Genomic DNA, 26,244 nt, shown 5'->3' on the forward strand with positions numbered 1-26,244 from the left:
GTTTTATATTACATTAAAAAAATAAATTATTTTTTTAATTTCTTTAATCTATAGGCCATACTTCTCTTAAAAGTTATTAAAGTTTATTTTCCTTTGACTACGTCGAAAAACACAAAAAAACAACTATCAACAAAAGTATCGATAGTTGTTTCTATGCATTTGCCCTCTTTTATATTCCAGTAACTCTATGTTTTACTACTACTTTTACAAGATTTCTAATTATAGCTCTCCAGCTTTTAATTTTCCATGCCACTCTTTTAAGAATGGAATATCTTCTTCTTTAATAGCGCCGGATTCATTTGCTGCTTCAATCAGATAATCAAAATTTGTTAATGATACGTATTGGATGCCAGCCTCATCAAATGCTTGTTCAGCGCGTGGAAGATTATATGTGTATACACAAACAACTCCAAGCACCTCACAGCCTGCTGCACGCAATGCTTCTACTGCTGTAATGGAAGAACCACCTGTAGAAACGATATCCTCCACAACCACTACTTTTTGTCCTGCTACGTATTTTCCTTCAATTTGATTACCACGGCCATGCTCCTTTGCTTTAGAGCGTACATAAACCATTGGTAATTCTAAAATATCACTTACCCATGCCGCATGTGGGATACCTGCTGTAGCTGTTCCTGCTACAATTTCTGTCGCTCCGAAATTTTCTTTGATGACAGAGGCTAAACCATTTGCTAATTGTTTACGAATAACTGGATCGGAAATTGTTAAACGTGTATCACAGTAAATAGGTGATTTAATACCAGATGCCCATGTAAATAGCTCTGTAGGATTTAATTCTACTGCTCCAACTTTTAACATAGCGTGTGCAATTTCATTTTGTAATGTCATAATTTATGCCTCCCATAATTCACTTACGATTTTATATGCTGCTACTGGATCCTGCACACCTGTTACAGCACGGCCAACAACGATGAGTGATGAACCATCACGCTTTGCCCCATCAGGTGTTGCTATACGTTTTTGATCGTGTGCAGCCCCTCCAGCTAAACGAATCCCAGGTGTGACACGTAGAAATTCATCTCCACACACCTCAGCAATCGCCTTAGCCTCATGGACAGAGCAAACAACACCTTGTAAGCCTGCTTCCTTTGTTAGCCCTGAGTAGTGTAGGACAGACTCTTGCAATGAAAGAGCAATCTTTTGTTCTGCTTGCATTTGTTCTTCTGTTGTGGATGTTAATTGAGTAACAGCTATTAGTGCAGGACGTTCTTTGCCTGTTGGTGTTCCTGCTTCAAGTCCTTCTAGAGCTGCTTCCATCATAGCACGTCCGCCTGCAGCATGGACATTGACTAAATCTACCCCTAATTTTGCTAGCCCCTTCATCGCAGAGCCTACTGTATTTGGGATATCATGTAATTTTAAATCAAGGAAAATATCATGACCTAAATCCTTTACTTTGCGTACGATATCAGGTCCCTCTTGCATATATAATTCCATTCCAATTTTCACGAAAAGAGGCTCATCGAATTTTTTTAGAAAATCGAATACTTCTTTTTCTCCTGGAAAATCTAGAGCTAGTATAGGTTTCGTATTCATCAACGATGGCTCCTTCCAATAATCTCTGTTATATGTTCTACACCTAATGCATCCAGCTTTGCTGGTAATTCTTCAATAATGTTCGGGCAAACGAAATGGTCAACAAAGTTAGCTGTTCCTACTGCTACAGCTGAAGCACCTGCGGACATAAAATCAATGACATCCTGTGCTTCCGTTACACCGCCCATACCAATTATCGGAATATTGACAGCCTTGTACACCTCATAAACCATTCGTATTGCTACAGGTTTTACAGCAGGACCAGATAGTCCACCTGTGCCATTAGCTATGACTGGCTTACCTGTACGCTCATCTAAACGCATACCAACCAATGTATTAATCATGGTAATACCATCTGCTCCACCTGCTTCAACAGCTAGGGCAATATCAACGATGTTCGTCACGTTTGGTGATAACTTCACATAGACTGGCACTTCTGACACAGCCTTGACAGCCTTGACAAGCTCACGTGCAGTAGCAGGATCTGTTCCAAATTGAATACCACCACATTTCACATTAGGGCACGAAATATTCAGCTCCAACGCTTTAACATTTGAAGCTGTTGAAATACGGCGTGCTACTTCTACATAGTCTGATGTCTCTGTTCCAGCAACATTGGCGATGATGGGCACATTATAATCCTCTAAAAATTTTAATTCCTCATTCATCACTTTTTCAATGCCCGGATTTTGTAGACCAATGGCATTTAACATCCCCGCTGCTGTTTCGGCAACACGTGGCGTAGGGTTACCTGCACGCGTTTCGACCGTTGTTGCCTTAATCATGATAGCCCCTAGTTTAGATAAATCATAAAGCTGTGCATATTCACGACCAAAGCCAAAGCAACCTGAGGCTGGCATAATAGGGTTTTTTAAATCTAAGCCTGGTATTTGAATTGTTAAACGACTCATAGTGCCACCGTTCCTTTCGGGAAAACTGGACCATCAGAGCAAACTTTAACATAGTCTTTTTCAACCTGATCAGTTGTTTTGCATACACATGCAAAGCAAGCTCCAATACCACAGCCCATACGTTCTTCAAATGATAAATAGCCTTCTTTTTCAGGATAAAAGCCTTCTAATGCTCTTAACATTGGTAAGGGTCCACAGGAATAAAAAACATCAAATTCAGGAGCATGCGACTCTAAAACCGTTGTTACAAAGCCTTTTGTACCTTTCGAGCCATCCACCGTAACATAATGCGTTTCACCAAGTGCACTAAATTCATCCTCATAAAAGCAGACATCTTTTGTTTGGAAGCCTAAGACGTGGATTGTTTTCACACCACGAGCATTCAATTGCTTGGCTAGCTCATGTAATGGAGGGACACCAATGCCACCACCAACTAGTAGTGCAGTACCTCCCTTTTGCACCGCTTCTACTGGGAAACCATTCCCAATTGGTCCAAGTACGTTGACCAGCTGACCTTCTCGATTTGTTGCCAGAACTTTCGTACCACGCCCCTCAGCACGATAGATCATTGTAAACTCATTGTTGTCTTTATCAATATTTGCAATACTAATTGGTCGACGTAAAAGCGGCTCCAGTGAATCCGACACCTTTACATGGACAAACTGGCCAGGAGTCATCTCCTGAACCAGTTCACCATGAAGTGTCAGTTCGAAAATGTTTGTCGCAATTTGCTTTTGAGAGACGACCGTCATTTTCTCTTGACGTATCATATTAGTGTACTACCTCCGCTTTTGGCATTTGTTCTGCTGTAAATGTCATAGATTCGATAACACGTACCATTGCTTCTGCTGTATCTAAAGATGTTAGACAAGGAACACCATTTTCTACAGACTCACGACGAATTCGGAAGCCGTCACGAGCTGGTTGCTTGCCTTTTGTTAAAGTGTTGACAACAAGCTGAGCTTCCCCATTTTGGATAAGATCAATCAATGTTTGTCCTTTCGCCCCAATCTTGCCTACTACATCAGTTCGTACGCCTGCTGCTTCAAATGCTTTTGCTGTACCTTCAGTTGCTACAATGCGATAGCCTACTGTTGAGAAGCGTTTTGCTAATGCAATCGCTTCTTCCTTATCTTTATCAGACACAGTGAATAATACTGTACCTTCTGTTCGTATTTCCATACCTGCTGCAACTAAGCCTTTATAAAGAGCTTTTTCTAATGTTGCATCTTTACCCATTACTTCACCAGTAGATTTCATTTCAGGTCCTAATGTAATGTCTACACGTCGTAATTTAGCGAATGAGAACACTGGTACTTTTACAAATACGCCTCTTTGCTCAGCTGCTAGGCCTGTTGGATAGCCTTGCTCTACAATGGATTTGCCAAGGATTGCTTTTGTTGCAATATTAGCCATTGGGATATTTGTAATCTTACTTAGGAACGGTACTGTACGTGATGAACGTGGGTTCACCTCGATAACAAATACTTCGTTTTGAGAAATGACATATTGGATGTTCATTAAGCCGATGATGCCTAGCCCCTTCGCAAGACGAGTTGTATAGTCAACTAATGTATCTTTTTGTGCCTGTGTTAATTTTTGCGGTGGGTAAACAGAGATTGAGTCACCAGAGTGAACTCCTGCACGCTCGATATGCTCCATAATTCCTGGTATTAACACATTCTCACCGTCACAGATAGCATCTACTTCAATTTCCTGTCCTGTTAAGTAACGGTCTACTAATACTGGATGATCTGGAGATGCCTCTACCGCGTTTTCCATATAGTGCTGTAATTCTTCTTGGTTATAAACAATTTCCATTGCACGCCCACCAAGTACATAAGAAGGGCGGACAAGCACTGGGAAGCCTAGACGCTCACCAATGGCAAGAGCCTCCTCTGTAGAAACCGCTGTTTCTCCTTGAGGTTGTGGAATATCTAATTCACGTAGCGCCTGCTCAAATTTATCGCGGTTTTCTGCACGGTCAATATCCTCAAGAGACGTACCTAAGATTTTCACACCATTAGCAGCTAATTTATCAGCAAGGTTAATAGCCGTTTGACCACCGAATTGAACAACAACACCAATTGGTTGTTCTAAGTCGATAATATGCATAACATCCTCAATTGTTAATGGTTCAAAATATAATTTATCAGAAATTGAGAAATCTGTTGACACTGTTTCTGGATTTGAGTTAATGATGATCGCTTCATAACCTGCTTCTTGAATCGCCCATACTGAGTGTACTGTGGCGTAGTCAAATTCTACCCCTTGGCCAATGCGGATTGGTCCTGAACCGAGTACCACCACAGAAGGTTTTTCTGACTTAATCGATTCATTTTCGTCTTCATATGTGCCATAGAAATATGGTGTTTCTGATTCAAATTCTGCTGCACATGTATCCACCATTTTATAGACTGGCATAATACCATGCTCTTTACGATAAGCATACAATTCTTCTGGTGTTGTTTCCCAAAGCTCAGCAATTTTCTTATCTGCAAAGCCTAAACGTTTAGCTGTTCGTAGTACGTCTTTATCATTCTTATTGTCAGCAAGCGTTTGTTCCATATTCACAATATTTTTAAATTTATTTAAGAAGAATAGATCGATTGCTGACCATTCATGAATTTGTTCAATTGTTACACCTCGACGTAAAGCTTCACCGATGAAGAATAGACGCTCATCCCCAGCCTTGCGAATACGTTTTTCAATCCAAGAATCTGAATTTTCTTCAGCATGTTTTAACTCTAAGTGTACTTGACCTGTCTCAAGAGAACGAACCGCTTTTAGCATAGCTTCCTCAAAAGTACGACCTAACGCCATTACTTCACCAGTAGCTTTCATTTGCGTACCAAGATTACGTTTAGCAGATTCGAATTTATCGAATGGCCAGCGAGGAATTTTTGCTACGATATAGTCCAGTGCAGGCTCAAAACAAGCATATGTTGAGCCTGTCACAGGATTTTTAATTTCATCTAACGTTAAGCCTACTGCAATTTTAGCGGCTAGCTTAGCAATTGGATAACCTGTTGCTTTTGATGCTAATGCAGATGATCGAGAGACACGTGGATTTACTTCAATCACATAGTAATTAAAGCTATATGGATCAAGTGCAAGCTGTACGTTACAGCCACCTTCAATTTTTAATGCGCGAATAATATCGAGTGAAATATTACGTAGCATTTGGTTTTCGCGATCAGATAATGTTTGCGTTGGTGCAACAACGATTGAGTCACCTGTATGAATCCCTACTGGGTCAACGTTTTCCATGTTACATACAACGATGGCATTGTCAGCTGCATCACGCATTACTTCGTATTCAATTTCTTTATAGCCTGCGATTGATTTCTCTAATAGACATTGCGTTACAGGTGAATATTTTAAACCCGATGTCACAATTTCTTCTAAGTCTTGATCGTTGTAGCAAATACCGCCCCCTGTACCGCCAAGTGTAAAGGCAGGTCGAACAATGACAGGATAGCCAATTTTCGCAACAAATCTTTTCGCTTCATCTAAGTTATGAATAATATCAGATTCAGGAACTGGAGCTCCTAGCTCATACATTAAATTACGGAATAAATCACGGTCCTCTGCTTTATGGATGGCATCTAATTTAGTACCAAGAATTTCAATCCCAAGCTCATCTAGAATACCTGATTTGTCTAATTCGATCGCCATATTTAGGCCCGTTTGACCACCAAGTGTTGGTAAAATCGCGTCTGGACGTTCTTTACGTAATATACGCGATACAAAATCAAGAGAAATTGGCTCAATATAGACTTTGTCTGCAATTTCTGTATCTGTCATGATTGTAGCAGGGTTTGAATTGATTAAAATAACGCGGTAGCCCTCTTCTTTTAATGAAAGACATGCTTGTGTTCCTGCATAGTCAAATTCTGCTGCTTGTCCGATAACAATTGGGCCTGAGCCGATTACTAAAATAGTTTCAATATCTGTACGTTTAGGCATGTTGTTTCCCCTTCCCTGCTTCTACTTCCATCATTTCGATGAATTCATCAAATAAGTGGTTTGAATCTTCTGGACCTGGTGATGCTTCTGGGTGATATTGCACTGTGAAAATTGGATATTTTTTATGACGCACACCTTCACATGTTCCATCATTTAACGCGATATGTGTTAATTCTAAATCTGTATCTTTTAATGATTCGATATCGATGGCATAGCCATGGTTCTGAGATGTTAAATCTGTACGACCTGTACGTAAATCTTTTACTGGATGGTTACCACCACGGTGTCCAAACGGTAATTTAAAGGCTTTTGCACCACTTGCTAAAGAAAAGATTTGATGGCCTAAACAAATACCGAACATTGGCACTTTTCCAATTAAGTTACGTACTGTTTCAATGCCTTCTTGAACATCTTCAGGATTTCCTGGTCCATTTGACAGCATGATGCCATCTGGATGCCAAGCTAAAATTTCCTCAGCTGACGTATTATAAGGTACTACTAGCACATCACAATCACGTTTGTTTAATTCTCGTAAAATCCCATGCTTCATTCCATAATCAATTAGGACAACTCGTTTACCACGCCCTGGAGATGGATAGGCCGCTTTTGGTGATACTTCACGAACATGGTGCGTAATGGCTGGCGTTGCTTGTAATTGTGCTACTATTTCATCCACATTTACTTCTTCATCAGCAGCTGTCAAAATCGCTTTTACGGAACCTTTACTACGAATAATACGTGTTAATTTTCGTGTATCAATTCCTTCAATTCCTGGGATATCCTTTGATGTCAAATAATCATCTAAAGTTAAATCACAGCGGAAATTTGAAGGATTTTTAGCTAATTCACGCACAACAAATCCACGAATGGCTGGCGTAATCGATTCAAAGTCATCACGGTTAATGCCGTAATTACCAACTAAAGGATAAGTTAAAGTGACAATTTGTCCATAGAATGAGGGATCTGAAATCGTTTCCTGATAACCCGTCATCCCTGTTGTGAATACAACCTCACCTTGTGAAGCGCGCTCGCTACCAAATGCTGTACCTGTAAATACTGTGCCATCTTCTAAAACTAGTAAACGTTTTTTCATTACTCTGCCTCCTGATATACGATATTGCCTTCAAAAATAGTTAGTACTGGCCAACCCTTTGCCACCCAGCCGTTGAATGGTGTATTACGACCTTTTGATACAAAGCCTTCTGCATCAATCGTTTGTTCTTTTTTAATATCAATTAAAATCATATCCGCTGAAGCACCCACTTCTAATGTGCCATATGGCAGATCAAAAATCTCAGCTGCTTTCACTGTCATCCAATCAACTAATTGTTTTAACGTCCACTTTCCTGTTTCTACAAACTGTGTATAAAGTAGTGGGAAAGCTGTTTCGAAACCTACAATACCAAATGGTGCGCCAACCATACCGCAGCATTTTTCTTCTACTGTGTGTGGCGCATGATCTGTTGCAATGCAGTCGATTGTGCCATCAAGTAGTGCTGCAAGTAGAGAATCTTTATCATCCGCTGCGCGTAATGGTGGATTCATTTTCCAATTAGCATCATCAGATGGAATATCCATCTCTTCTAGTAATAAATGATGTGGACAAACTTCTGCTGTGACACGGATTCCTGCAGCCTTTGCATCTCTTACCGCACGCACTGATTCCTTCGTCGATACGTGACAAACATGGTAACGAGCGCCTGCTGCTTCTGCAAGTAGTACATCTCGTGCAATTTGTACGGATTCACAAATGGAAGGTATTCCTGGGAGGCCTAGCTCTTTATTACGCTTTCCTTCATGCATCACACCATCATAGATTAATGAGTTGTCCTCACAATGTGCTACAACGACCATATCGTGCTGGGCCGCATCTTTCATTTGCTCATACATCGTTGAGGCTAGCTGGATACCAACACCATCATCTGAGAATGCCACTGCTCCATGTGCTTTTAATTCTTCAATATTTGTTCGAACCTCACCCGATATATCCTTTGTTAGGGAACCGTATGGGAGTACTCGAATAACCGCACTGTCCTTAATGAGCCCATTGATGAGTTGCATGTTTTCAACCGAATCAGGTACTGGCTTTGTATTAGGCATTGCGCAAATTGTCGTAAAGCCGCCTTTTGCTGCTGATGCCGAACCTGTTGCAATGGTTTCCTTATGCTCAAATCCTGGCTCTCGTAAATGTGTATGAACATCGATAAAGCCTGGTGCTACGATTAAGCCATGTCCTTCAATCAGTTCTGCACCTGCTACAGTCACATCTTGACCAATAGCCGTAATCTTTCCGTCTGCCATTGCAATATTGACTGTCTTCAATTCACCTTGTTCATCTAGCATTTGTACATTTTGAAGTACCTTTGTCATGTTATTCTCTCCCCTTTAAAATGGTTTCCATAATAGCCATCCGTGTGTAAACACCGTTCCGCACCTGTTCAAAAATTCGAGAGCGATCACACTCGACTAACTCAGAAGCAATTTCGACATCACGATTGACGGGTGCTGGATGCATAATAATGGCCGATTCTTTCATTTGCTTTTCTCGTTCAATTGTTAAACCAAACTCTTGATGGTAACCTTCCTTTGAGAAGCTTTTATTTACTTTATGACGTTCATGTTGCACACGTAGTAACATAATGACATCACTTATTTCGATCAGATTATCCCATGAATGGTGCGCTTCAAAACCGCCAGACCATTCTTCTGGGCAAAGGAAATGAACATTTGCCCCTAAATTTTGTAATGCTGTTGCATTTGATTTCGCTACTCGACTATGAGAGATATCTCCTGCAATTGTGACATTCAACCCTTCGAAATAGCCAAACTCTTTTTTGATGGTATAAAGATCCAATAAGGATTGTGAAGGGTGTTGCCCAGCACCATCTCCTGCATTAATAATCGCTACGTTGATACCATTCAGCAGCTCATTGTAATACTCATCTTCTGACGCTCGAATGATGACAGCATCTAAACCAATCATTTCCAATGTTTTGACCGTATCGTACATCGTTTCCCCTTTTGTAACACTCGAAAACCCTGCATCAAAAGGGATAACATGACAGCCAATTTTGTATTCTGCCATTTCAAAGCTTGTTTTTGTACGAGTACTTGGTTCAAAGAATAGGTTGGCCACTTTGTGTGTGCGAGATAACGATGATGTTTCACCATTTTCAAATGCTTGCGCAAGATCTAGGATTTGGTTAATCTCTTCTGTTGTTAAATGTTCCATCGATAATAAGTTCTTCATCATGTGACCTCCATTAGGTTGTGAATCGTGAACGTCTTTGTCTGACGTTCTCTGTATATAAAGTAAAAGCCCCGTTGATGTCATCAACGAGGCATGAGGAGGCGTGACAAACTACAGCAAGACATACATCCTACTTCAGCCTGTCCACAACTTCCCTTTTTTTGCCTCTCTGGACAATTCATTAAAAGGTACTACTATGAATCTTTATTTTGATTGTATTGTACGGGTATATCAGCTTCTTTTTTACCTGGTAGAATCGCATTCAATAGCACACCAATAATCGCTGCTAGGGCCATTCCTTCAACACTCAATGATTCTGAGATAACAAACTTGGCACCGCCGATACCAATGACTAAAATCACTGAAGCAATTACTAGGTTACGACTGTTACCAAAATCAATATGATTATCAACTAGCATACGTAAGCCACTTGCTGCGATAATTCCGAAGAGTAAGATGGAAACCCCACCAAGTACTGCGGTTGGAATCGTTGCAATTACGGCCATTGCTTTCCCGAAGAATGATAGTAAGATAGCAACCACTGCTGCACCTGCAATAACGTAGATACTGTATACTCGAGTAATGGCTAGTACACCAATATTCTCACCATACGTTGTTTTCGGAGGGCCTCCGATTAAAGCACTCACAAATGTGCCAAGTCCGTCACCTAGTAGCGAACGGTGTAGTCCTGGCTCTTTAATATAATCCCGATCTACTACTTTTCCTAATACCAGTTGATGACCAATATGTTCTGAAATTGTTACAATAACGATCGGTACCATGATAAGTAGAATTTTTGTTGTTATTTCAAACTCATAATGCACACCCGGTATTAAGAAATCAGGCATAGCGAAGAATTTTGCTTTGGCAATCGGTGTATAGTCTACTATGTCAATTATCATGGAGTAAATGTAACCTACAATTAGGCCCATCAAAATTGGCATAGTGCTTAAAATTCCTTTAAAGAAAATCGTAAAGATGATAGCTGTAAAGACCGTAACTAAAGCAGCTGAGAAGTGTAAAAAGCTATACTCTCCATTAACGTTCATTGCCATATTCACAGCCGTACCAGAAAGTCCAAGCCCAATTACCATAATTACTGGACCTACCACAATCGGTGGCAAGATTTTCATAATCCACTTATAACCACTTTTCCAAATGATTAAGGATACAATTCCGTACGTAATGCCGACAGCCATAGCACCGATCATGGCATTGCCTGGGTTTACACTCGCACCGTCTTCATTTAAACCACCTGCAGCAAGTAGGATTGGTGCAATAAAGGCGAAGGAGGAGCCTAAATAAGCCGGTACCTGGAATTTCGTAATTAATAGGAAGAATAATGTAGCAATTCCGCTTGTTAAAAGGGCAATCGCTGGACTAAGACCTACTAACTGCGGTACTAAAATTGTTGAACCAAACATCGCAAACATATGCTGGAAACTTAATGTCACTAGCTGGAGCGGGGTCGGTTTATCCTTAATATCTAAAACTGCATTTGACATACTGTTTCCTCACTTTATTGTTCGTCTTCTTTGTAAATAATGACGCAATCTTCTCCGTCTACTTCTTGTAAATTGACAACAATGCGCTCAGAGCCAGAAGTTGGAACGTTTTTTCCCACATAGTCTGCTCTAATTGGTAGCTCTCGATGTCCTCTATCTACTAGAACAGCTAGTTGAATTTGTGCAGGTCTTCCTAAATCCATTACAGCATCTAGAGCTGCACGTACTGTTCGACCTGTATAAAGTACATCATCTACTAAGATGATTTTTTGATTTTTCACTTGATACTCGATATCAACTTGTTCTACATGTGCTTGTTCGTTTTCATGTTTCGTTGTTAAATCATCTCGGTAAAGTGTAATATCAAGTTCCCCTGTACGAATCGGTTTACCTTCAATTTTTTCAATTCGCTGCGCCAAACGTCTGGCTAGAAAAGCACCTCTTGTTTTAATGCCAACTAAAATACATTCATCGATTCCTTTATTACGTTCAATTATTTCATGGGCAATACGTGTTAATGCTCGTGTCATTGATGGGCCATCTAATAATTCATTTTGTGCCATATTCGTATCCTCCTCTCTTCAATCTATTATCGGCCATGTGTCCATAAAAAAACCTCTCGAGGCGAATAGCCTGAGAGGGTTGTATACGTGTCGAAAAAGCATGTTGGAAAAATTTGCAGCACAAATTTCCACAACACTATCACATGTCCCTTCTCAGCCTCTCTGGACTGCCATTAAAGGTGAATATTTAGTTATGTTGTTCATTCACTGTCGTTAGTATAGACTTTCTTTTCGTATACGTCAATGCCTATTTCGTAAATCATTTAATAATTGTTCATAATCAGCTGGAAGTGGTGTTTCAAACTCCAAGTATTCTCCAGATGAAGGATGATCGAATCCTAAAGTCGCTGCATGTAAAACTTGTCCCCCAAAGTCGATTGTCTTTTTGGGACCATATTTTGGATCTCCAGCAAGTGGGAAACCAATATAATTCATATGCACACGAATTTGGTGTGTACGGCCCGTTTCTAAACGACATTCCACAAGCGTATAGTCACCAAAACGTTCAACAACTTGGAAGTGTGTGACAGCATGTTTACCATTATCGACAACTGCCTGTTTTTGGCGATCTTTTTGGTCACGTCCAATTGGTGCATCAATTGTCCCCTTATCATGTGCAATATGCCCGTGGACAAGAGCAATATATTTACGAGTAACTGTTTTATTCACTAATTGATTGACTAATGATTCATGAGCCGTATCGTTTTTAGCAACCATCAATAAGCCCGATGTATCTTTGTCGATACGATGGACAATCCCTGGTCGAAGTACACCATTAATCCCTGATAAGTCTTTACAATGATACATTAATCCATTTACCAGTGTACCTCCCATATGGCCCGGTGCTGGATGTACCACCATACCCTTTGGTTTATTCACAACAAGAACATCTGCATCCTCATAAACAATATCTAAATCTAAATTTTCTGCGACAACATCCAATTCTTCCACTTCTGGTACATCAATAGCGATGATGTCACCAGCTTTAACCTTATATTTTGCCTTTACAGCATCACCGTTTACTTTAATGACTCCCTCATTAATCCAGTTCCCAATTTGCGTGCGTGACCACTCAGATTGTAAGCTAGAAAGTGCTTTATCAATGCGCTCTCCTTGCTGCTGTTCTTCGATTGTATATGTTACTTGCGTCATTGTTTCACCTGTTTCTTCTCTTTTTTATCTTCCATAATTAAGCCAATCATCAGCACGACAACCGCTATTGTTAATGCAGCATCTGCCACATTAAAAATAGGAAAATCATAATTAATAATTGGAATTAAAACATCTACAAAATCGACCACTTCTCCTCTAAATAGACGGTCTATAAAGTTTCCTACTGCACCACCAAGCAAGAGCATTAAGCCGACTTGAAAAACAGGCTTTCCCTTTGCTTCTTTATGATAAAAATAGACAATCGCACAGATAACAGCAACTGTGACAATACTAAACAACCACATTTGCCCCTCTAGCATCCCCCATGCTGCCCCTCTATTTCGATGAGACAAAATACCAAACCATGGGTCCCATACAGCAATGCGTTCAGCATATTCCATATTTTTCACAATCAGCCATTTTGTCCATTGATCCAGTAAAACGACAAAAGCAGCTAATCCATAATATTTATACACAGACATTCCTCCGTTCACTCAACATCTTACCTATTCTACCATAACAGTACCATTCACAATAACTAATATCATATCTAAATATGGCTGATTCTAAATCTCTTCAAGAAATATAAAAAGGCTACCCCTATTACGTTTAAGCAATAGAAATAGCCATAACTTATTGGTTAGACAGTTTCAGATTCTTTTGAATGTACTCGCTTCATGAAGTCATTAACATCAGCAGGAACTTTGCGATCTATTAATGACACGATAATAACAGATAAGAAGCCCACAGGTACTGTCACAATACCTGGAATTTTAAACTGCAAGAAGCTTGGTAACGTTCCTGGTAAAAAGATCATCCACATAGACACGCCAAGTCCTATTAATAATCCTGCAATGGCTCCTTTTTCTGTCATGCCTCTCCACCAAATACCTAAAATGAATATTGGGGTAAATGTACTTGCAGCGACAGTAAAAGCGAGCGCCACTAAATGGCCAATAGATGCATCCTTTACAAGTAAACCCAATGCTCCATATAAAATACCTAATAATACAATAGCCACTTTCCCAGCAATAACTCGTTGTTTTTGTGTAATATCCTTTTTCATGATATTGGCATATAAATCATGAGCTAGTGCACCTGAGCTTGTAATAAACAATCCTGAAAGATTGGAGAAAATAGCTGCAAATGCTCCTGCTATAACTAATCCAAGTAGCCATTTGCCACCTAGTGCAAGGGCTGTAGTAGGAATGACCATATTATTCCCACCCAGCACTAAATCACGCATGACTTCCTCACTAGCTGTCCCAGAAATGAAAATAGATCGACCTACAACACCTAAATAAACAGCTAACAAGAAGAACGCGCTTGCAATTCCAATGGCCATGAGTGCAGATTTACGGGCTGCTTTAGCACTTGGGTTTGTATAAAAGCGCAATAAAATATGAGGAAGACCAATTGTTCCTAGCGCTAATCCTATCGTCATACTAATTGTTTGCCAGAACGTGGGGAAATAAAAGCCCGTGCCTGTCCAAGCAGCACCATCAAAATTGATATCATTGCCATCTAAGGCATACGGTGAAGTGCCTGTAATTGGACCGCTAAATGAATGGATGGCTGCTAAAATTTTATCATAATGTAAACCGCCATAAACTGCTGCAATTAACATCACAATAAACGCACCAAGACGAATCCACAACTCTAATGCTTGGTTGATGGTTGTTCCTTTCATACCACCAATACCTACATAAAAAATCATAACAACACAAGTAAATATAATGCCGAATTCATAAGAAGTACCGAAAAACATACTTAAAATCTGTGCAGCACCTAATAATTGGGGAGCTGCATAAAAGCCTGAAATAGCTAACACCACTGCCACAGCTACAAGCCGAGCTCGTCTACTATGAAAACGATAGCCTAAAAAATCTGCAACGGTAAATGCACCAAAACGTCTTAAAGGACCTGCCACAAAAATCGCTAATAATGTTAACCCAATGGAGAAGCAAAAAGCATAATAAGCACCATCATATCCAAGTTGAAATGTTAACCCTGCGATACCCAGAAATGTTGCTGCACTTAAGTAATCCCCACCAATGGCAGACCCATTTGTAAACCATCCGAAGCTTCGGCCACCTACAAAGAAATCCGAAGCTGTTGCATTTCTTTTTGTTAAATACGTAATGTATACAATTGTTCCCATTAAAGCAATGGTCATTAACATCTTTGGTTCTAATAGAGCTTCCATCATTCAACATTTCCCCCTTTGTTCCAACTACTTATTTGCTATATCATATTGCTTTAGACGTTTCTCGTACATGGCTGTGTGAACATATGCAATAATAAATGCCATAGCCATCATTACAATCGTTGTCACAAACCATGTGACTGTCATACCACCCCAGATCTTCTTAAACGCAAATGCTGGCGCAAACCAATTCATAACAGGGATACTAAAAATCAAAATAAAGTAAAATATCGATAAACCTAAACCTGTTGTAAATTCATCTTTCATAATTTTGTTTGTTGTTGCATCTAAAGGTGGTAGATCTTTCACATCAATTGTTCCTGCTTCTACATAGTCATAATCATGACTGCCTACTTCCGCCATAAGCCAACTCCCCCTTTTTTGGTAAGTGAATAATTGTCTGAAATTTCAAATTATTATTCACTACAATTATTCTATTCTATTTCAACTTCAATATAGATATAAAATATTGCTGTATTAGTACAAAAAATTGCTATTTTAAGTTAAAATATTTTTATCTTTTTATTCGTAGGGGGCTGGTAGCATTTTAAAGGTGGTATGGTATATGGAAAGCTCATTTGACAAGCAGCAAATGAGTGAATGGTTAAAAGAGGTTTTACCAAACGCTTTAGAGGAATGTAAAGTGCCAAAGCCAGAAGATGAGGTCATTATTGTCTATGAAGTCAATCGGTTATTTGATTGGGTAAAGATTAATCGATTAAAAAGAAATTATCCTAATAGTATTATTGTCCCGTTTGTTACAGAACACCTTACCTACTCGACTGGTATAGCAATTGAATTAGCTTTACCTGCACTTCTCATAAAACCATTACAAAAATCAAAATTTTTAAGAATTGTAAAAAAGCTGTATACGTCCTATCAGGAAAAAAAGGCGAGTACACTTACAATGCTTGAGCTATCACAACAAGTATCCCAACAACATACCTCTCCATTTAGGGAAGCATTTTTAAAACGCCTGATCCGTGGAGAAATTGACAATGAACAAGAAATAATACAATCTGCTTCATTTTTATCGACAAACTGTATACCTAATATTGTTTTTTTAATTCAAGGCTATATTGATGGGGCTAATAAGAAAGCTGTCCCACACGATGCAAGTAGTAGTATTACAACAGTTTTTCGTCAGCACTTTGCTGAGAAGGCCTCATTATCCTTTTTACATTTTGAACGCTATTTATTACTTCTCATGCGAATTCCTACTGACTACAACTCTTTCAAACATTGGACTGAGGGTGAAGCCTGTTTATTAGAGGTTATCGAGACCCTAAAAAGGGATTGTTCTATTCATCTTTTTATGGGGGTTGGAGGTGTATTTCAGGATGCTATGCAAGTGAAGGAATCCTATAGCCAGGCTAGAAAAGCACGTAGAAAACCACCTATCCATAATATACACATCCGATATTACGAAGATTTAACAAAGCATGAGCAGCTGCAAAAAGCTATTCAGTATATTGAAGAGCATTACGACGAACAACTGACCATTCGTGATGTTGCAAAATATATTAACTTTAGCCCAACTCATTTTAGTAGACTATTTAAAAAAGAAACAGGTCGCAATTTTGTTGACTATGTTGCTTATACACGCATTATCAAAACCTTACCTTTTTTACGCAAGTACGACTACACCATAGAAAAAATCTCCTCCACCTGTGGCTTCAATACACCAAATTACTATAGTTTAACTTTTAAAAAATATGTAGGTATATCTCCAACAGACTATCGCAATACGACAGAAATTTTATTTAAATAATGGAAAAGAATCTGCAAAACTTCCATGAAAAAAGCAAGCCTCCAACAAGGAGACTTGCACATCCTCTACATTAAAATGCAGATTCTTGTTATTTATAGATTAAACGTAATACTTTTCTACAACTTCTGCACAGCGAGCACATACTGTAGGCTGTGCTTCATTTGAACCAACTGTTTCTGAAATTGACCAGCAACGCTCACATTTCTCACCTGTAGCCTTCTCAACAACAATGGAAACATGCTCAAGTGTTAAAGCTTCAGCAGGTGCCTCCTCGATAGCAGCTACCTCAAAAGCTGAAACGATGGAAAGTTGTGCAAAGTCAATGTTGGCATCGTTCAATAATGCGACAACATCTTCTTTCGCGTAGACAGTGACTTTTGCTTCAAGTGATTTACCAATTGTTTTCGCATTACGTGCTTCCTCTAATGCTTTTAAAATATCATCGCGTACATCAATAATTTTTTCCCATTTTGTACGTATGCTGTCAAAATTCGCTTGAACATCTACCTCTGGGAAATCTGTTAATTGAACAGAAACTTCTTCTACAATACCTTGAGCATGTAGATAAGACCACATTTCATCTGTTGTATGTGGGATAATTGGTGTCATGATTTTTACTAATGTCATCAATGTATCATAAATAACTGTTTGCATCGCACGACGATCCTTATTGTCATGACCCTCGATATAGACTACGTCTTTGGCAATATCAAGATAGAATGAAGATAACTCTACAGCAACGAAATTATTGACTACATGATAGACAGCAGCAAAATCATAGCGATCATAGGCAGCACGCACAGTTTTTAAGACATCCTGTAAGCGCATATACACATATTGATCCATTTCACGAAGCTCAGCATAACTTACACGATCTTTCGTAGGATCGAAATCAGCAATATTGCCGTGTAAGAAACGGAAAGTATTACGAATTTTACGATACACTTCAGATACTTGCTTTAACATATCCATAGAGATGCGGACATCTGCTGTATAGTCAACAGAAGCAACCCATAAACGAAGTATGTCTGCTCCATACTGATCCATTACTTTTTGCGGAATAATCACATTCCCTAAAGATTTACTCATTTTACGTCCTTCACCATCAAGTACAAAACCATGTGTTAAAAGTCCTTTGTATGGTGCATAGCCGTTAATAGCTACAGATGTAATAAGAGAGGAATTAAACCAACCACGATGTTGGTCAGAACCCTCTAAATAGAGGTCAGCTGGATATTTCATACCACGTTCTACTAGTACACCTTGGTGTGATGAACCGGAATCAAACCATACATCCATAATATCATTTTCTTTTGTAAATTCGCCGTTCGGGCTACCTGGATGTGTAAAGCCTTCTGGTAATAACTCTTTTGCTGTTTTTTGGAACCAAATATTTGATCCATTCTCACGGAATAATGCTGAGACATGACTAATTGTTTCAGGTGTAATAATAGGTTCACCATTTTCAGCATAGAAAATCGGAATCGGCACACCCCACGCACGTTGACGTGAAATTACCCAGTCTCCACGATCACGAATCATATTATAAAGACGAGTTTCTCCCCAAGCTGGTGTAAATGCTGTTGCTTTTACAGCCTCTAATAACTCCCCACGGAATGCTTCAACAGATGCAAACCATTGTGGTGTCGCACGATAAATAACAGGCTTTTTCGTACGCCAGTCATGTGGATAGGAGTGCGTAAAGAAATCAAGCTTTTCTAACGCTCCTACTTCTTTTAGTTTTTCTGTGACGAGTTTATTTGCATCATTATAAAACACGCCTTCAAAGCCAGGTGCTTCATCTGTATAACAGCCACTATTATCAAGAGGGCTAAGAATACCTAAACCGTACTGTTTACCAATATGATAATCGTCTTCACCATGCCCTGGGGCTGTATGAACACAACCTGTACCCGCTTCAGCAGTTACGTGTTCACCTACCATAATAAGCGATTCACGATCGTAGAATGGATGTTGTGCTACAATACGATCTAATGCCTCTCCTTTTACCTCTTGTACAACCTCATAGTCTACCCATCCAAGCGTAGTTGCCACTGACTCTAATAACTCTTTGGCAATGATGAATTTTTTATTAGCCACTGCAACTACTACATAGATAAATTCAGGATTCAAAGAAATCCCTAAGTTTGCTGGTAATGTCCATGGTGTTGTTGTCCAAATGATAAATTTAGCATCTGCTGGAACAACACCCTTCGCATCCTTAATTGCAAAGCTTACATAAATGGATGGAGATTTGATGTCCTTATATTCAATTTCAGCTTCCGCCAAAGCAGATTCAGAAGAAGGAGACCAATAAACCGGCTTTAACCCTTTATAGATATAACCTTTTTCCGCCATTTTACCGAATACTTCAATTTGACGAGCTTCAAACTCAGGCTTTAATGTAATATATGGATTTTCCCAATCACCTCGAATGCCTAGACGGCGGAATTGGGCACGTTGATTGTCAATTTGCTCATAAGCATACTCTTCACAAAGTTGGCGGAATGCTGCTACTGACATTTCTTTACGTTTTACACCTTTGTTAGTCAATGCTTGCTCAATTGGTAAACCATGTGTATCCCAACCTGGAATATAATTGACATGGTAGCCAGTCATGGAGCGATGACGTGTAATCATATCCTTCAATACTTTATTTAGAGCATGGCCTATATGGATATCACCATTTGCATAGGGAGGACCATCATGTAGAACAAATTCTGGTCGACCTTCCGTACGCTCCATCTGTAATTTGTTAATATCCATGCCATTCCATTTTTCTTGCATTTTTGGCTCATTTGCCGGTAAATTTCCACGCATTGGGAAATCTGTTTTTGGCATTAATAAAGTATCTTTGTATTCAACCATTAAAATTCCTCCTTTATTTTACACAAACAGGTAGACATTTTTCTCATAAGACAGTTATTGGCAAAATTATCTAAAACGATTCGGAAACAAACAAAAAAAGCCCTCAATCCCACTAAGGGACGAGAAGCTTCTACTCGCGGTACCACCCTAATTGTAGTACAAAAATTTGCACTACCTCTTAAAAGCACGTTTAACGTCGTGCATCACGAAATAACCTACTTTTTTCAGTTATTTAGCTCAGAAGTGATGTTCAATGCTAGTTGTATGTTTGGGCTCTCACTGTCCCCAAATCGCTTAACAACGCCTAACAAATACTGTCTTCGTCTCTGCTTTTATGCATATCTGTTCAAAATAATTACTATTACAAAGTATATGAAATTCAAACAATCGCGTCAAGTTTCATTTGTCAATTACAGCAATTAAAAAGAAATGTTAAATATCCTCAGAATCCTGTGCTTCTTCAACAGATGCTTGAATTTCTGTTAAATCGATATCATATTGCAGCAAATGATCCCAGTCATCTGCATTAAGTAAATCCAGCTGTGCTTCTACAAGCATCTTGAAACGATTACGAAATACCTTAGATTGCTTTTTAAGCTCATCAATTTCAATCGTCACCTTACGAGCCTTCGTCAAAGCTTCATTGACAATTCGATCAGCATTTTTTTCAGCTTCTTTTACAATGAGCTTTGCCTCTTTTTGAGAATTTCTTCTCACTTCATCAGCCGCTTCTTGTGCAACGACAATAGACTTCTGCAAAGTTTCTTCTAAGGTGTTGAAATGTCTCGCTTGTTCTAAAGCCATCTCTAATTGCTTATCAACCTCTTTTTTTTCACGAAGCAGAATTTCATAGTCTTTAATAATCTGATCTAAAAATTCATTTACTTCATCTTCAGCATAACCTCTGAAGGCTTTTGTAAACTCCTTATTATGTATATCAATAGGTGATAATGGCATACAATCCTTCTCTCCTTTACATGTACATTCGTAATTCCTATTATACAATTGTTCCGACAACTTAGCAGTAAAAATTAATGAAATTTACTTCACTTTCAGCTTTTTTGGGCCAATCGACCGACTTGAAGACGGATTTTATCTTTTTTTGTTCGGCCTTCAGTCATAATAATTTTCACCCTACCACTTCCACGTATCGATAAAATATCTCCCTCTTGTAATTCAAAAGCAACTGTATCTCTTTCTGTCCAATTTACACGAACTTTTTTCCCAGTAATTAAAGCTTGAGCTTTTTGGCGTGATACATTTAATACAGTCGCAATAATTACATCTAAGCGCATGGAAGATACTGTATGAGATTCCTCCAACCATTCTTCCTCATTTACAATAAGGGAATCCGCTTCTTTTAAAGACTCAATATGCACCTTAACTTTACCAATACCTGTTAAATGTAACCGAACATATTCTGCTACCTCTTGAGCTACAACGAATTGCACCTGCTGATCATTTACACGAATATCACCAAATTTGCCACGGTTTAAACCTAATGAAAGCAACGCACCTAAAACATCAGGATGTCGTAATTGGACAAATTTCACTGGATATTGAATCGTAAATGCCACTAACTGAAAGTCTTCTTCTATTGCTTCATAGTAAGTAGGAAAAATAAGCATACGCTGCCTCTCCGCCTCTTCAAATAAACCTGTGCATGCAGTTTTTAGGGTATCATTTTGCCCGATAATCGATGTCACAATAAAACGTTGTCTTGGATCAAGAAAATCTGTCAGCTTAGGCGCATAACGATCTTCAACCTCACGCTGCCAGCTTATTACCTGTTCAATAAAGGGCTGTTCATCTTTTCGAAAATGCTGGATTAAGTGTTCCATCTTGTTGTCTCCTCTTTCACTAGTTCCATTTTGCTTTGTTAGTTGGAAACTTAGTATTCCCAATTAATGACGTTTGGACGTCATTGTTTTAAAATTTTTTATTAGTCGCATTAGTAGCATAGAAAATTAAAATAAATAAAAAATCCCCACCAAAACGTGAGGATTTACTTCTAAGCGAACATAAAATATATTTTCTGAATGACTATATAAAGCCCTCTTTCTATAAAATTCAGCATAAAGATAGCCACAATTGGCGAAATATCAATCATACCAAGAGGCGGAATGAATTTCCTAAAAATACCTAAATATGGCTCACAAACTTTTTCAAGCATGCGACCAATTGCTGAATTTTGAGCGGCAGGCACCCAAGACATTAAGATATATGCAATTAGCATGAATGAGTAAATCTTAAATGCTAATGATACATAACCAAGTATAATAAAAAAAGTCATATAAACTACAATCCTCGCTATTAATTATCGTCTAAAATAAAGTTTGTAATTTCACCAGTCACTTCTACATTATCTGGCGTACAAAGGAAGATATCTTTACCAATACGTTGAATATCTCCAGCAAGAGCATAGACTGTGCCACTTAAAAAATCAATAATGCGTTTACCTTGTTCTCTTTCGATACGTTGCAAATTGACAATTGTTGCACGTTTATTTTTTAAATGCTCTGCGATATCTTGTGCTTCTGCATAAACTCTCGGTTCTATTAAAACAACTTTTGCTCCCTTAGAACTCATAGCTGCCTGCAAACTGACAATGTTATTAGGAGTTGCTGTGCTTTGTGGCATGATTTCATGAATAGGTGCTTTGCGTTCTTTCATCATTTTTTTTGGCTTAACTGAATGAATCGGTTGCTGTTGTTGTATGGGTTGTTGTTGCTGAATAGGAGCTTGCGTGATTTCTTCTTCTAATTCTTCTTCAAGGTAAAAGAAGTTTTTAATCTTATTTTTCATGCTCATCCTGTTCCCCTCTTTCATTTCCAACAAGAGCCGTTCCGACTCGAACAAAAGTAGCCCCTTCCTCTACCGCAATTTCAAAGTCATTAGACATGCCCATTGATAACTCGGTACAAGGTGCGTGTGCGAATCCTTGCTCGGCTATTTGCTGTTGACATTGTTTTAATTGCTTGAAAACAGAGCGAATAATTGCTTCGTTTTCGGTGTTTGGTGCCATAGTCATTAAACCTACAACTTGAATCTTAGTAAAACCTTTTAATGCTTCTACAAAAGGCAAAACTTCTTCGATAGTTAAACCATGTTTTGATTCTTCACCAGAAATATTTACTTGTACAAAACATTTAACAGGTTGTTCGGCTCTTTTTTCAATTTCTTCTGCCAAACTAAAACGATCTAAGGAGTGTAAATAATCAATGCTGTTAATCACTTGTTTTACTTTACGTGTTTGAAGCGACCCAATGTAATGCCAATGAACATCAGCATGTATCTCAGTAATTTTACGATGTAAGCCCTCTGGTCTGTTTTCTCCTAAATGAGTGAGCCCTGCTTCAATTGCTTCTTGTGTTCTTTCAACAGAAACTTCCTTCGTCACGGCAATTATTTGGACTTTTTCGCCCTCACGATTCCCTTTTTTTTCTGCTGCTGTTATTAAATCATTTAGCTTGTTTAAATTTGTTAAGATTTTTGTCACTGTTTTTCCCAACTTTACAACAATAGTTTCCTTTATTGTAACAAGCAATGCTTGATTTATCAATGAATAGCCTGACCTATGTCAGCATACAATTCTCACAATTTTAATGTGCCTATGTCTTAGGAAAGGGCTTTGACTAAAATGACATCCTTACCAACAACAAGCACATCCTTCATATACACTTTTCTCACAGACTCTTCACCTTTAAAAAAACCAAGATATTTGCGAGGCTCTGCAATCAAAAATGCTGTCACATAGCCTGTTTCTTTTGATACTTCAGCATCTATTACAAAGCCTATAAATCGTCCATTTCCTGCTTCAATGACTTCTTTTTGTTGTAACATCGAAAAACGCAATGACATACCTCCTCTATTGTTTACTTTCGTATAAACATTTCTACTACCATCAAACTTTGCTGTTACTTTATATTTATGTATCATTTGTTCATTGAATGAAGATAAAATGCGCACCGAATTATACGATGCGCATTTTTTTATTTGTAATCTTTTTGCATTGTTTCAATTGCATTTTTTTCAAGACGTGAAATTTGTGCTTGAGAAATCCCAAGTTCTTTGGCAATCTCAGTTTGGGTCTCTCCATAATAAAATCGTTTGGCAACGATCATTTGCTGACGTTCATCTAGCTTTTGCAAGCTTTCCTTTACCGACACATAGGCAACCCATTGATCTTCTGATACATCATCATCACGTAATTGGTCCATCATATAAACAGCATCTCCGCCATCTGAATAAATGGGTTCCTGTAATGAAACTGGATCTTGAATGGCATCTAAAGCAAATAAAACGTCTTCCTTTTTCATGTCAATCATCTCGGCAATTTCTTCAATCGTTGGTTCTCGCAAATTATCGGTTATCCATTGCTCTTTTGCCTGCATTGCCTTATAAGCTATATCTCTTAGAGAGCGAGATACACGTAATGCATGATGATCACGCAGATGGCGACGAATTTCACCAATAATCATTGGTACAGCATATGTCGAAAATCGTACATTATGCTTTAAATCAAAATGATCAATGGCTTTCATGAGGCCAATACAGCCTACTTGAAATAAATCATCTGCCTGTTCACCTCTATAGGCAAATCTACCGACAATACTAAGCACTAACCTTAAATTGCACATCACAAGCTCTTCTCTAATCTCTGTTTCTCCAGCTTGTAATCGGATAAAGAGTTCCTTCATTTCCTCGTGCTTTAGAATTGGCAAAGTCGATGTATCTAAGCCGCAAAGATCTACTTTTGTTCGCATATTCGATTCCTCCGGATGTTATTCTCTGACTAAACCGTGACATCAGTTTGTCCGAGAGAAACAAGAATATGCACAAAAGCTGCGACCAATTTTAGGTAGGATAAATTTCCCTTTCTAAGAAATTGGTTGATTTAAATTTTCACGTAAATCTTGAATAATTTTCTTTTCTAAACGGGAAATATATGATTGCGATATGCCTAAATGATCTGCAACTTCTTTTTGTGTCATTTCAACTTTTCCATTGAGACCAAAGCGACATTCCATAATATAACGTTCACGCGCACCTAGTAAATTAATAGCATGGAACATATGCTGACGTTCAATTTTTTTCTCCACATTATCTAAAATAATATGCTCTTCTGTTCCTAAAATATCTGACAGTAATAATTCATTTCCATCTGCATCAGAATTTAGTGGCTCATCTAAGGATACTTCACCCTTCATACGACTTGTTTTTCGTAAATGCATTAAAATTTCATTTTCAATACAGCGTGATGCGTATGTTGCAAGCTTAATATTTTTATCCGTATTGAACGTCTCAATTGCTTTTATTAAACCAATGGAGCCAATACTGATTAAGTCTTCGATTGGCGTTCCCGTATTATCAAAACGTCTAGCAATATAAACAACAAGACGTAAATTACGTTCAATTAGTGTGTCTCTAGCTCGTAAATCACCATTCATAAAGGATGCAATGACTGTAACTTCTTCTTCTCGACTTAATGGCACTGGCAATGAATCATTTCCCCCTATATAGTACGTTTCACGACTCCGAAACTTACTCCATAATTTTTTCAAGCTAGCAAGTAGCCTAAGAAGCAATAGTTCTCCCCCTCTATGAGTTATTTGAAAGCGCTGAAAAATGTAAAATTGCTGCTGTGCTATGTGGAAAATTTTTAGCTTTTTTGGTTAATACGATATATTCATTCATTTTCACTTGCGAAGGCTCCCCCTTTATATGCCACTCATCAAAGCGAAAACCAAGGACAACGGTTTGCTGCTGTACTGTATTGACATGAATAAATCGTATATAACGCTGATAATCTTCTGAAAACATAGATACATTGTACGGATCTGTTTCTTGCCATTCCATTAATGATTCCCGGAACGCTGAAGGTAAATGTGGTCTCAAAGCAGTATAGGAAACAAAATGAACCGGCTTTCCTGATAATGGCTCAATGGCTTGATTTCCTGTATCTACAAAGGCAGAAAGTGGTATCTTTGCCCCAAAGATTGTTAAAGTTGTATCAAATACAAATTGACCACTTAAGCGTTCTAACTTTACAAAACCCCATTGCTTATAAAATGCAATAAGATTTAAAACTGCAAGCAAAAAGCAAATCATAATGAAATGGGTGGAAGAAAGATTTTTTAAAAAAGGTTGTAGTGCTGTTAACAATCCGCCAATAACGATCGTTGCTGTTAACACAATAGGTCCTTGCTTCTGAAAGCTTCGAATCTTAAAGTGAAACGCTATACCAATTAACAATATAAAACTAAGAATTGTCGTCCACAGCAATTGACCGCCAATGACAGCTACAAAACTACTACAAATAGAACTCATTAATAATCTTGAATTTTTTACAAGGACTCCTGTTACTCTTGCCGTAAACGTGAGTATCGCTAGATTAAAAAGCGTATTAATGAGCACCAGCCATTCTCCATACATAACAGCCGCCTCCTACTTACAAAGTTAGCACGTTACTCCCACAAATATTGTCAAACA

Annotated in this window: 25 protein-coding genes and 1 other annotated feature; of the genes, 1 reads left to right on the forward strand and 24 read right to left on the reverse strand. The window is 38.5% G+C overall.

Annotated elements, in window-relative coordinates; genetic code table 11:
* Positions 1-219: 219 nt before the first annotated feature.
* The 14 genes from pyrE to VK91_RS17470 all read right to left on the reverse strand — a co-directional run bounded on the left by pyrE (position 220) and on the right by VK91_RS17470 (position 15,476).
* The gene (pyrE, locus tag VK91_RS17405) at positions 220-849 is read right to left on the reverse strand and encodes an orotate phosphoribosyltransferase (protein ID WP_048394623.1); all 630 of its coding nucleotides are present in this window, start codon (positions 847-849) and stop codon (positions 220-222) included.
* Between the two features lie 3 nt (positions 850-852).
* Positions 853-1,557, reverse strand: a complete 705-nt coding sequence (gene pyrF / locus VK91_RS17410; protein ID WP_048394625.1) for an orotidine-5'-phosphate decarboxylase — start codon at positions 1,555-1,557, stop codon at positions 853-855.
* The gene (locus VK91_RS17415) at positions 1,557-2,468 is read right to left on the reverse strand and encodes a dihydroorotate dehydrogenase (RefSeq protein ID WP_048394627.1); all 912 of its coding nucleotides are present in this window, start codon (positions 2,466-2,468) and stop codon (positions 1,557-1,559) included. Before VK91_RS17415 ends, pyrF begins: the two co-directional genes overlap by 1 nt.
* A complete protein-coding gene (locus VK91_RS17420) occupies positions 2,465-3,238 on the reverse strand; it encodes a dihydroorotate dehydrogenase electron transfer subunit (protein WP_048394630.1) in 774 nt (257 codons plus the stop codon). Before VK91_RS17420 ends, VK91_RS17415 begins: the two co-directional genes overlap by 4 nt.
* A gap of 1 nt (position 3,239) precedes the next feature.
* Positions 3,240-6,437 carry a carbamoyl-phosphate synthase large subunit gene (carB, locus tag VK91_RS17425; protein ID WP_048394632.1) on the reverse strand — a complete coding sequence of 1,066 codons (3,198 nt, stop codon included), beginning with the start codon at positions 6,435-6,437 and terminating at the stop codon, positions 3,240-3,242.
* Positions 6,430-7,530, reverse strand: coding sequence for a glutamine-hydrolyzing carbamoyl-phosphate synthase small subunit (gene carA, locus VK91_RS17430; RefSeq protein WP_016994256.1), 1,101 nt, complete (start codon positions 7,528-7,530; stop codon positions 6,430-6,432). The genes carB and carA overlap by 8 nt, the downstream gene beginning before the upstream one ends.
* The gene (locus VK91_RS17435) at positions 7,530-8,807 is read right to left on the reverse strand and encodes a dihydroorotase (RefSeq protein WP_048394634.1); all 1,278 of its coding nucleotides are present in this window, start codon (positions 8,805-8,807) and stop codon (positions 7,530-7,532) included. Before VK91_RS17435 ends, carA begins: the two co-directional genes overlap by 1 nt.
* Before the next feature lies 1 nt (position 8,808).
* Positions 8,809-9,687 (reverse strand): aspartate carbamoyltransferase catalytic subunit, encoded by an 879-nt coding sequence (locus VK91_RS17440; RefSeq protein ID WP_048394636.1) that lies wholly within the window; start codon positions 9,685-9,687, stop codon positions 8,809-8,811.
* Positions 9,688-9,881: 194 nt separating this feature from the next.
* Positions 9,882-11,192: a uracil-xanthine permease family protein gene (locus tag VK91_RS17445; RefSeq protein ID WP_048394638.1), complete on the reverse strand. Its 1,311-nt coding sequence runs from the start codon at positions 11,190-11,192 to the stop codon at positions 9,882-9,884.
* Between the two features lie 14 nt (positions 11,193-11,206).
* Entirely contained in the window at positions 11,207-11,755 is a 549-nt protein-coding gene (gene pyrR / locus VK91_RS17450) for a bifunctional pyr operon transcriptional regulator/uracil phosphoribosyltransferase PyrR (protein WP_004227349.1), read from the reverse strand.
* Between the two features lie 240 nt (positions 11,756-11,995).
* Positions 11,996-12,907 carry an RluA family pseudouridine synthase gene (locus VK91_RS17455; protein WP_048394640.1) on the reverse strand — a complete coding sequence of 304 codons (912 nt, stop codon included), beginning with the start codon at positions 12,905-12,907 and terminating at the stop codon, positions 11,996-11,998.
* On the reverse strand, positions 12,904-13,383 hold the full coding sequence (gene lspA / locus VK91_RS17460; protein ID WP_004227346.1) for a signal peptidase II: 480 nt from the start codon (positions 13,381-13,383) through the stop codon (positions 12,904-12,906). Before lspA ends, VK91_RS17455 begins: the two co-directional genes overlap by 4 nt.
* Before the next feature lie 164 nt (positions 13,384-13,547).
* The gene (locus VK91_RS17465) at positions 13,548-15,116 is read right to left on the reverse strand and encodes a cation acetate symporter (protein ID WP_004227344.1); all 1,569 of its coding nucleotides are present in this window, start codon (positions 15,114-15,116) and stop codon (positions 13,548-13,550) included.
* Positions 15,117-15,140: 24 nt separating this feature from the next.
* Positions 15,141-15,476, reverse strand: a complete 336-nt coding sequence (locus tag VK91_RS17470; protein WP_048394642.1) for a hypothetical protein — start codon at positions 15,474-15,476, stop codon at positions 15,141-15,143.
* A 202-nt stretch (positions 15,477-15,678) separates the two neighbouring features.
* On the opposite strand from VK91_RS17470, the gene VK91_RS17475 reads away from it, so the two are divergent.
* Complete coding sequence (locus VK91_RS17475; protein ID WP_048394644.1) at positions 15,679-16,884, forward strand: AraC family transcriptional regulator; 1,206 nt, start codon at positions 15,679-15,681, stop codon at positions 16,882-16,884.
* Positions 16,885-16,983: 99 nt separating this feature from the next.
* Here the strand turns inward: VK91_RS17475 and ileS are convergent, their stop codons facing one another.
* The 10 genes from ileS to VK91_RS17525 all read right to left on the reverse strand — a co-directional run bounded on the left by ileS (position 16,984) and on the right by VK91_RS17525 (position 26,187).
* Positions 16,984-19,752 carry an isoleucine--tRNA ligase gene (gene ileS / locus VK91_RS17480; protein WP_048394646.1) on the reverse strand — a complete coding sequence of 923 codons (2,769 nt, stop codon included), beginning with the start codon at positions 19,750-19,752 and terminating at the stop codon, positions 16,984-16,986.
* Between the two features lie 112 nt (positions 19,753-19,864).
* Positions 19,865-20,088: a binding site (T-box leader), on the reverse strand.
* A gap of 96 nt (positions 20,089-20,184) precedes the next feature.
* Positions 20,185-20,709, reverse strand: coding sequence for a DivIVA domain-containing protein (locus tag VK91_RS17485; protein ID WP_004227329.1), 525 nt, complete (start codon positions 20,707-20,709; stop codon positions 20,185-20,187).
* Between the two features lie 95 nt (positions 20,710-20,804).
* A complete protein-coding gene (locus VK91_RS17490) occupies positions 20,805-21,593 on the reverse strand; it encodes an RNA-binding protein (protein ID WP_004227327.1) in 789 nt (262 codons plus the stop codon).
* Between the two features lie 170 nt (positions 21,594-21,763).
* Entirely contained in the window at positions 21,764-22,045 is a 282-nt protein-coding gene (locus tag VK91_RS17495; RefSeq protein WP_004227322.1) for a YggT family protein, read from the reverse strand.
* Positions 22,046-22,065: 20 nt separating this feature from the next.
* A complete protein-coding gene (locus tag VK91_RS17500) occupies positions 22,066-22,563 on the reverse strand; it encodes a cell division protein SepF (protein ID WP_004227319.1) in 498 nt (165 codons plus the stop codon).
* Positions 22,547-23,251, reverse strand: a complete 705-nt coding sequence (locus VK91_RS17505) for a YggS family pyridoxal phosphate-dependent enzyme (protein ID WP_048394729.1) — start codon at positions 23,249-23,251, stop codon at positions 22,547-22,549. Before VK91_RS17505 ends, VK91_RS17500 begins: the two co-directional genes overlap by 17 nt.
* A 119-nt stretch (positions 23,252-23,370) precedes the next feature.
* Entirely contained in the window at positions 23,371-23,613 is a 243-nt protein-coding gene (locus VK91_RS17510; RefSeq protein WP_225340754.1) for a PRC-barrel domain-containing protein, read from the reverse strand.
* Positions 23,614-23,744: 131 nt separating this feature from the next.
* Positions 23,745-24,518, reverse strand: coding sequence for an RNA polymerase sporulation sigma factor SigG (gene sigG / locus VK91_RS17515; protein WP_004227313.1), 774 nt, complete (start codon positions 24,516-24,518; stop codon positions 23,745-23,747).
* Positions 24,519-24,632: 114 nt separating this feature from the next.
* Positions 24,633-25,340, reverse strand: coding sequence for an RNA polymerase sporulation sigma factor SigE (gene sigE, locus VK91_RS17520; RefSeq protein WP_009373518.1), 708 nt, complete (start codon positions 25,338-25,340; stop codon positions 24,633-24,635).
* Positions 25,341-25,353: 13 nt separating this feature from the next.
* Positions 25,354-26,187: a sigma-E processing peptidase SpoIIGA gene (locus tag VK91_RS17525; RefSeq protein WP_048394649.1), complete on the reverse strand. Its 834-nt coding sequence runs from the start codon at positions 26,185-26,187 to the stop codon at positions 25,354-25,356.
* Between the last annotated feature and the right edge of the window lie 57 nt (positions 26,188-26,244).

The sequence above is a fragment of the Lysinibacillus sp. LK3 genome (genome assembly GCF_001043675.1).
Taxonomy (GTDB): Bacteria; Bacillota; Bacilli; order Bacillales_A; family Planococcaceae; genus Lysinibacillus; species Lysinibacillus capsici.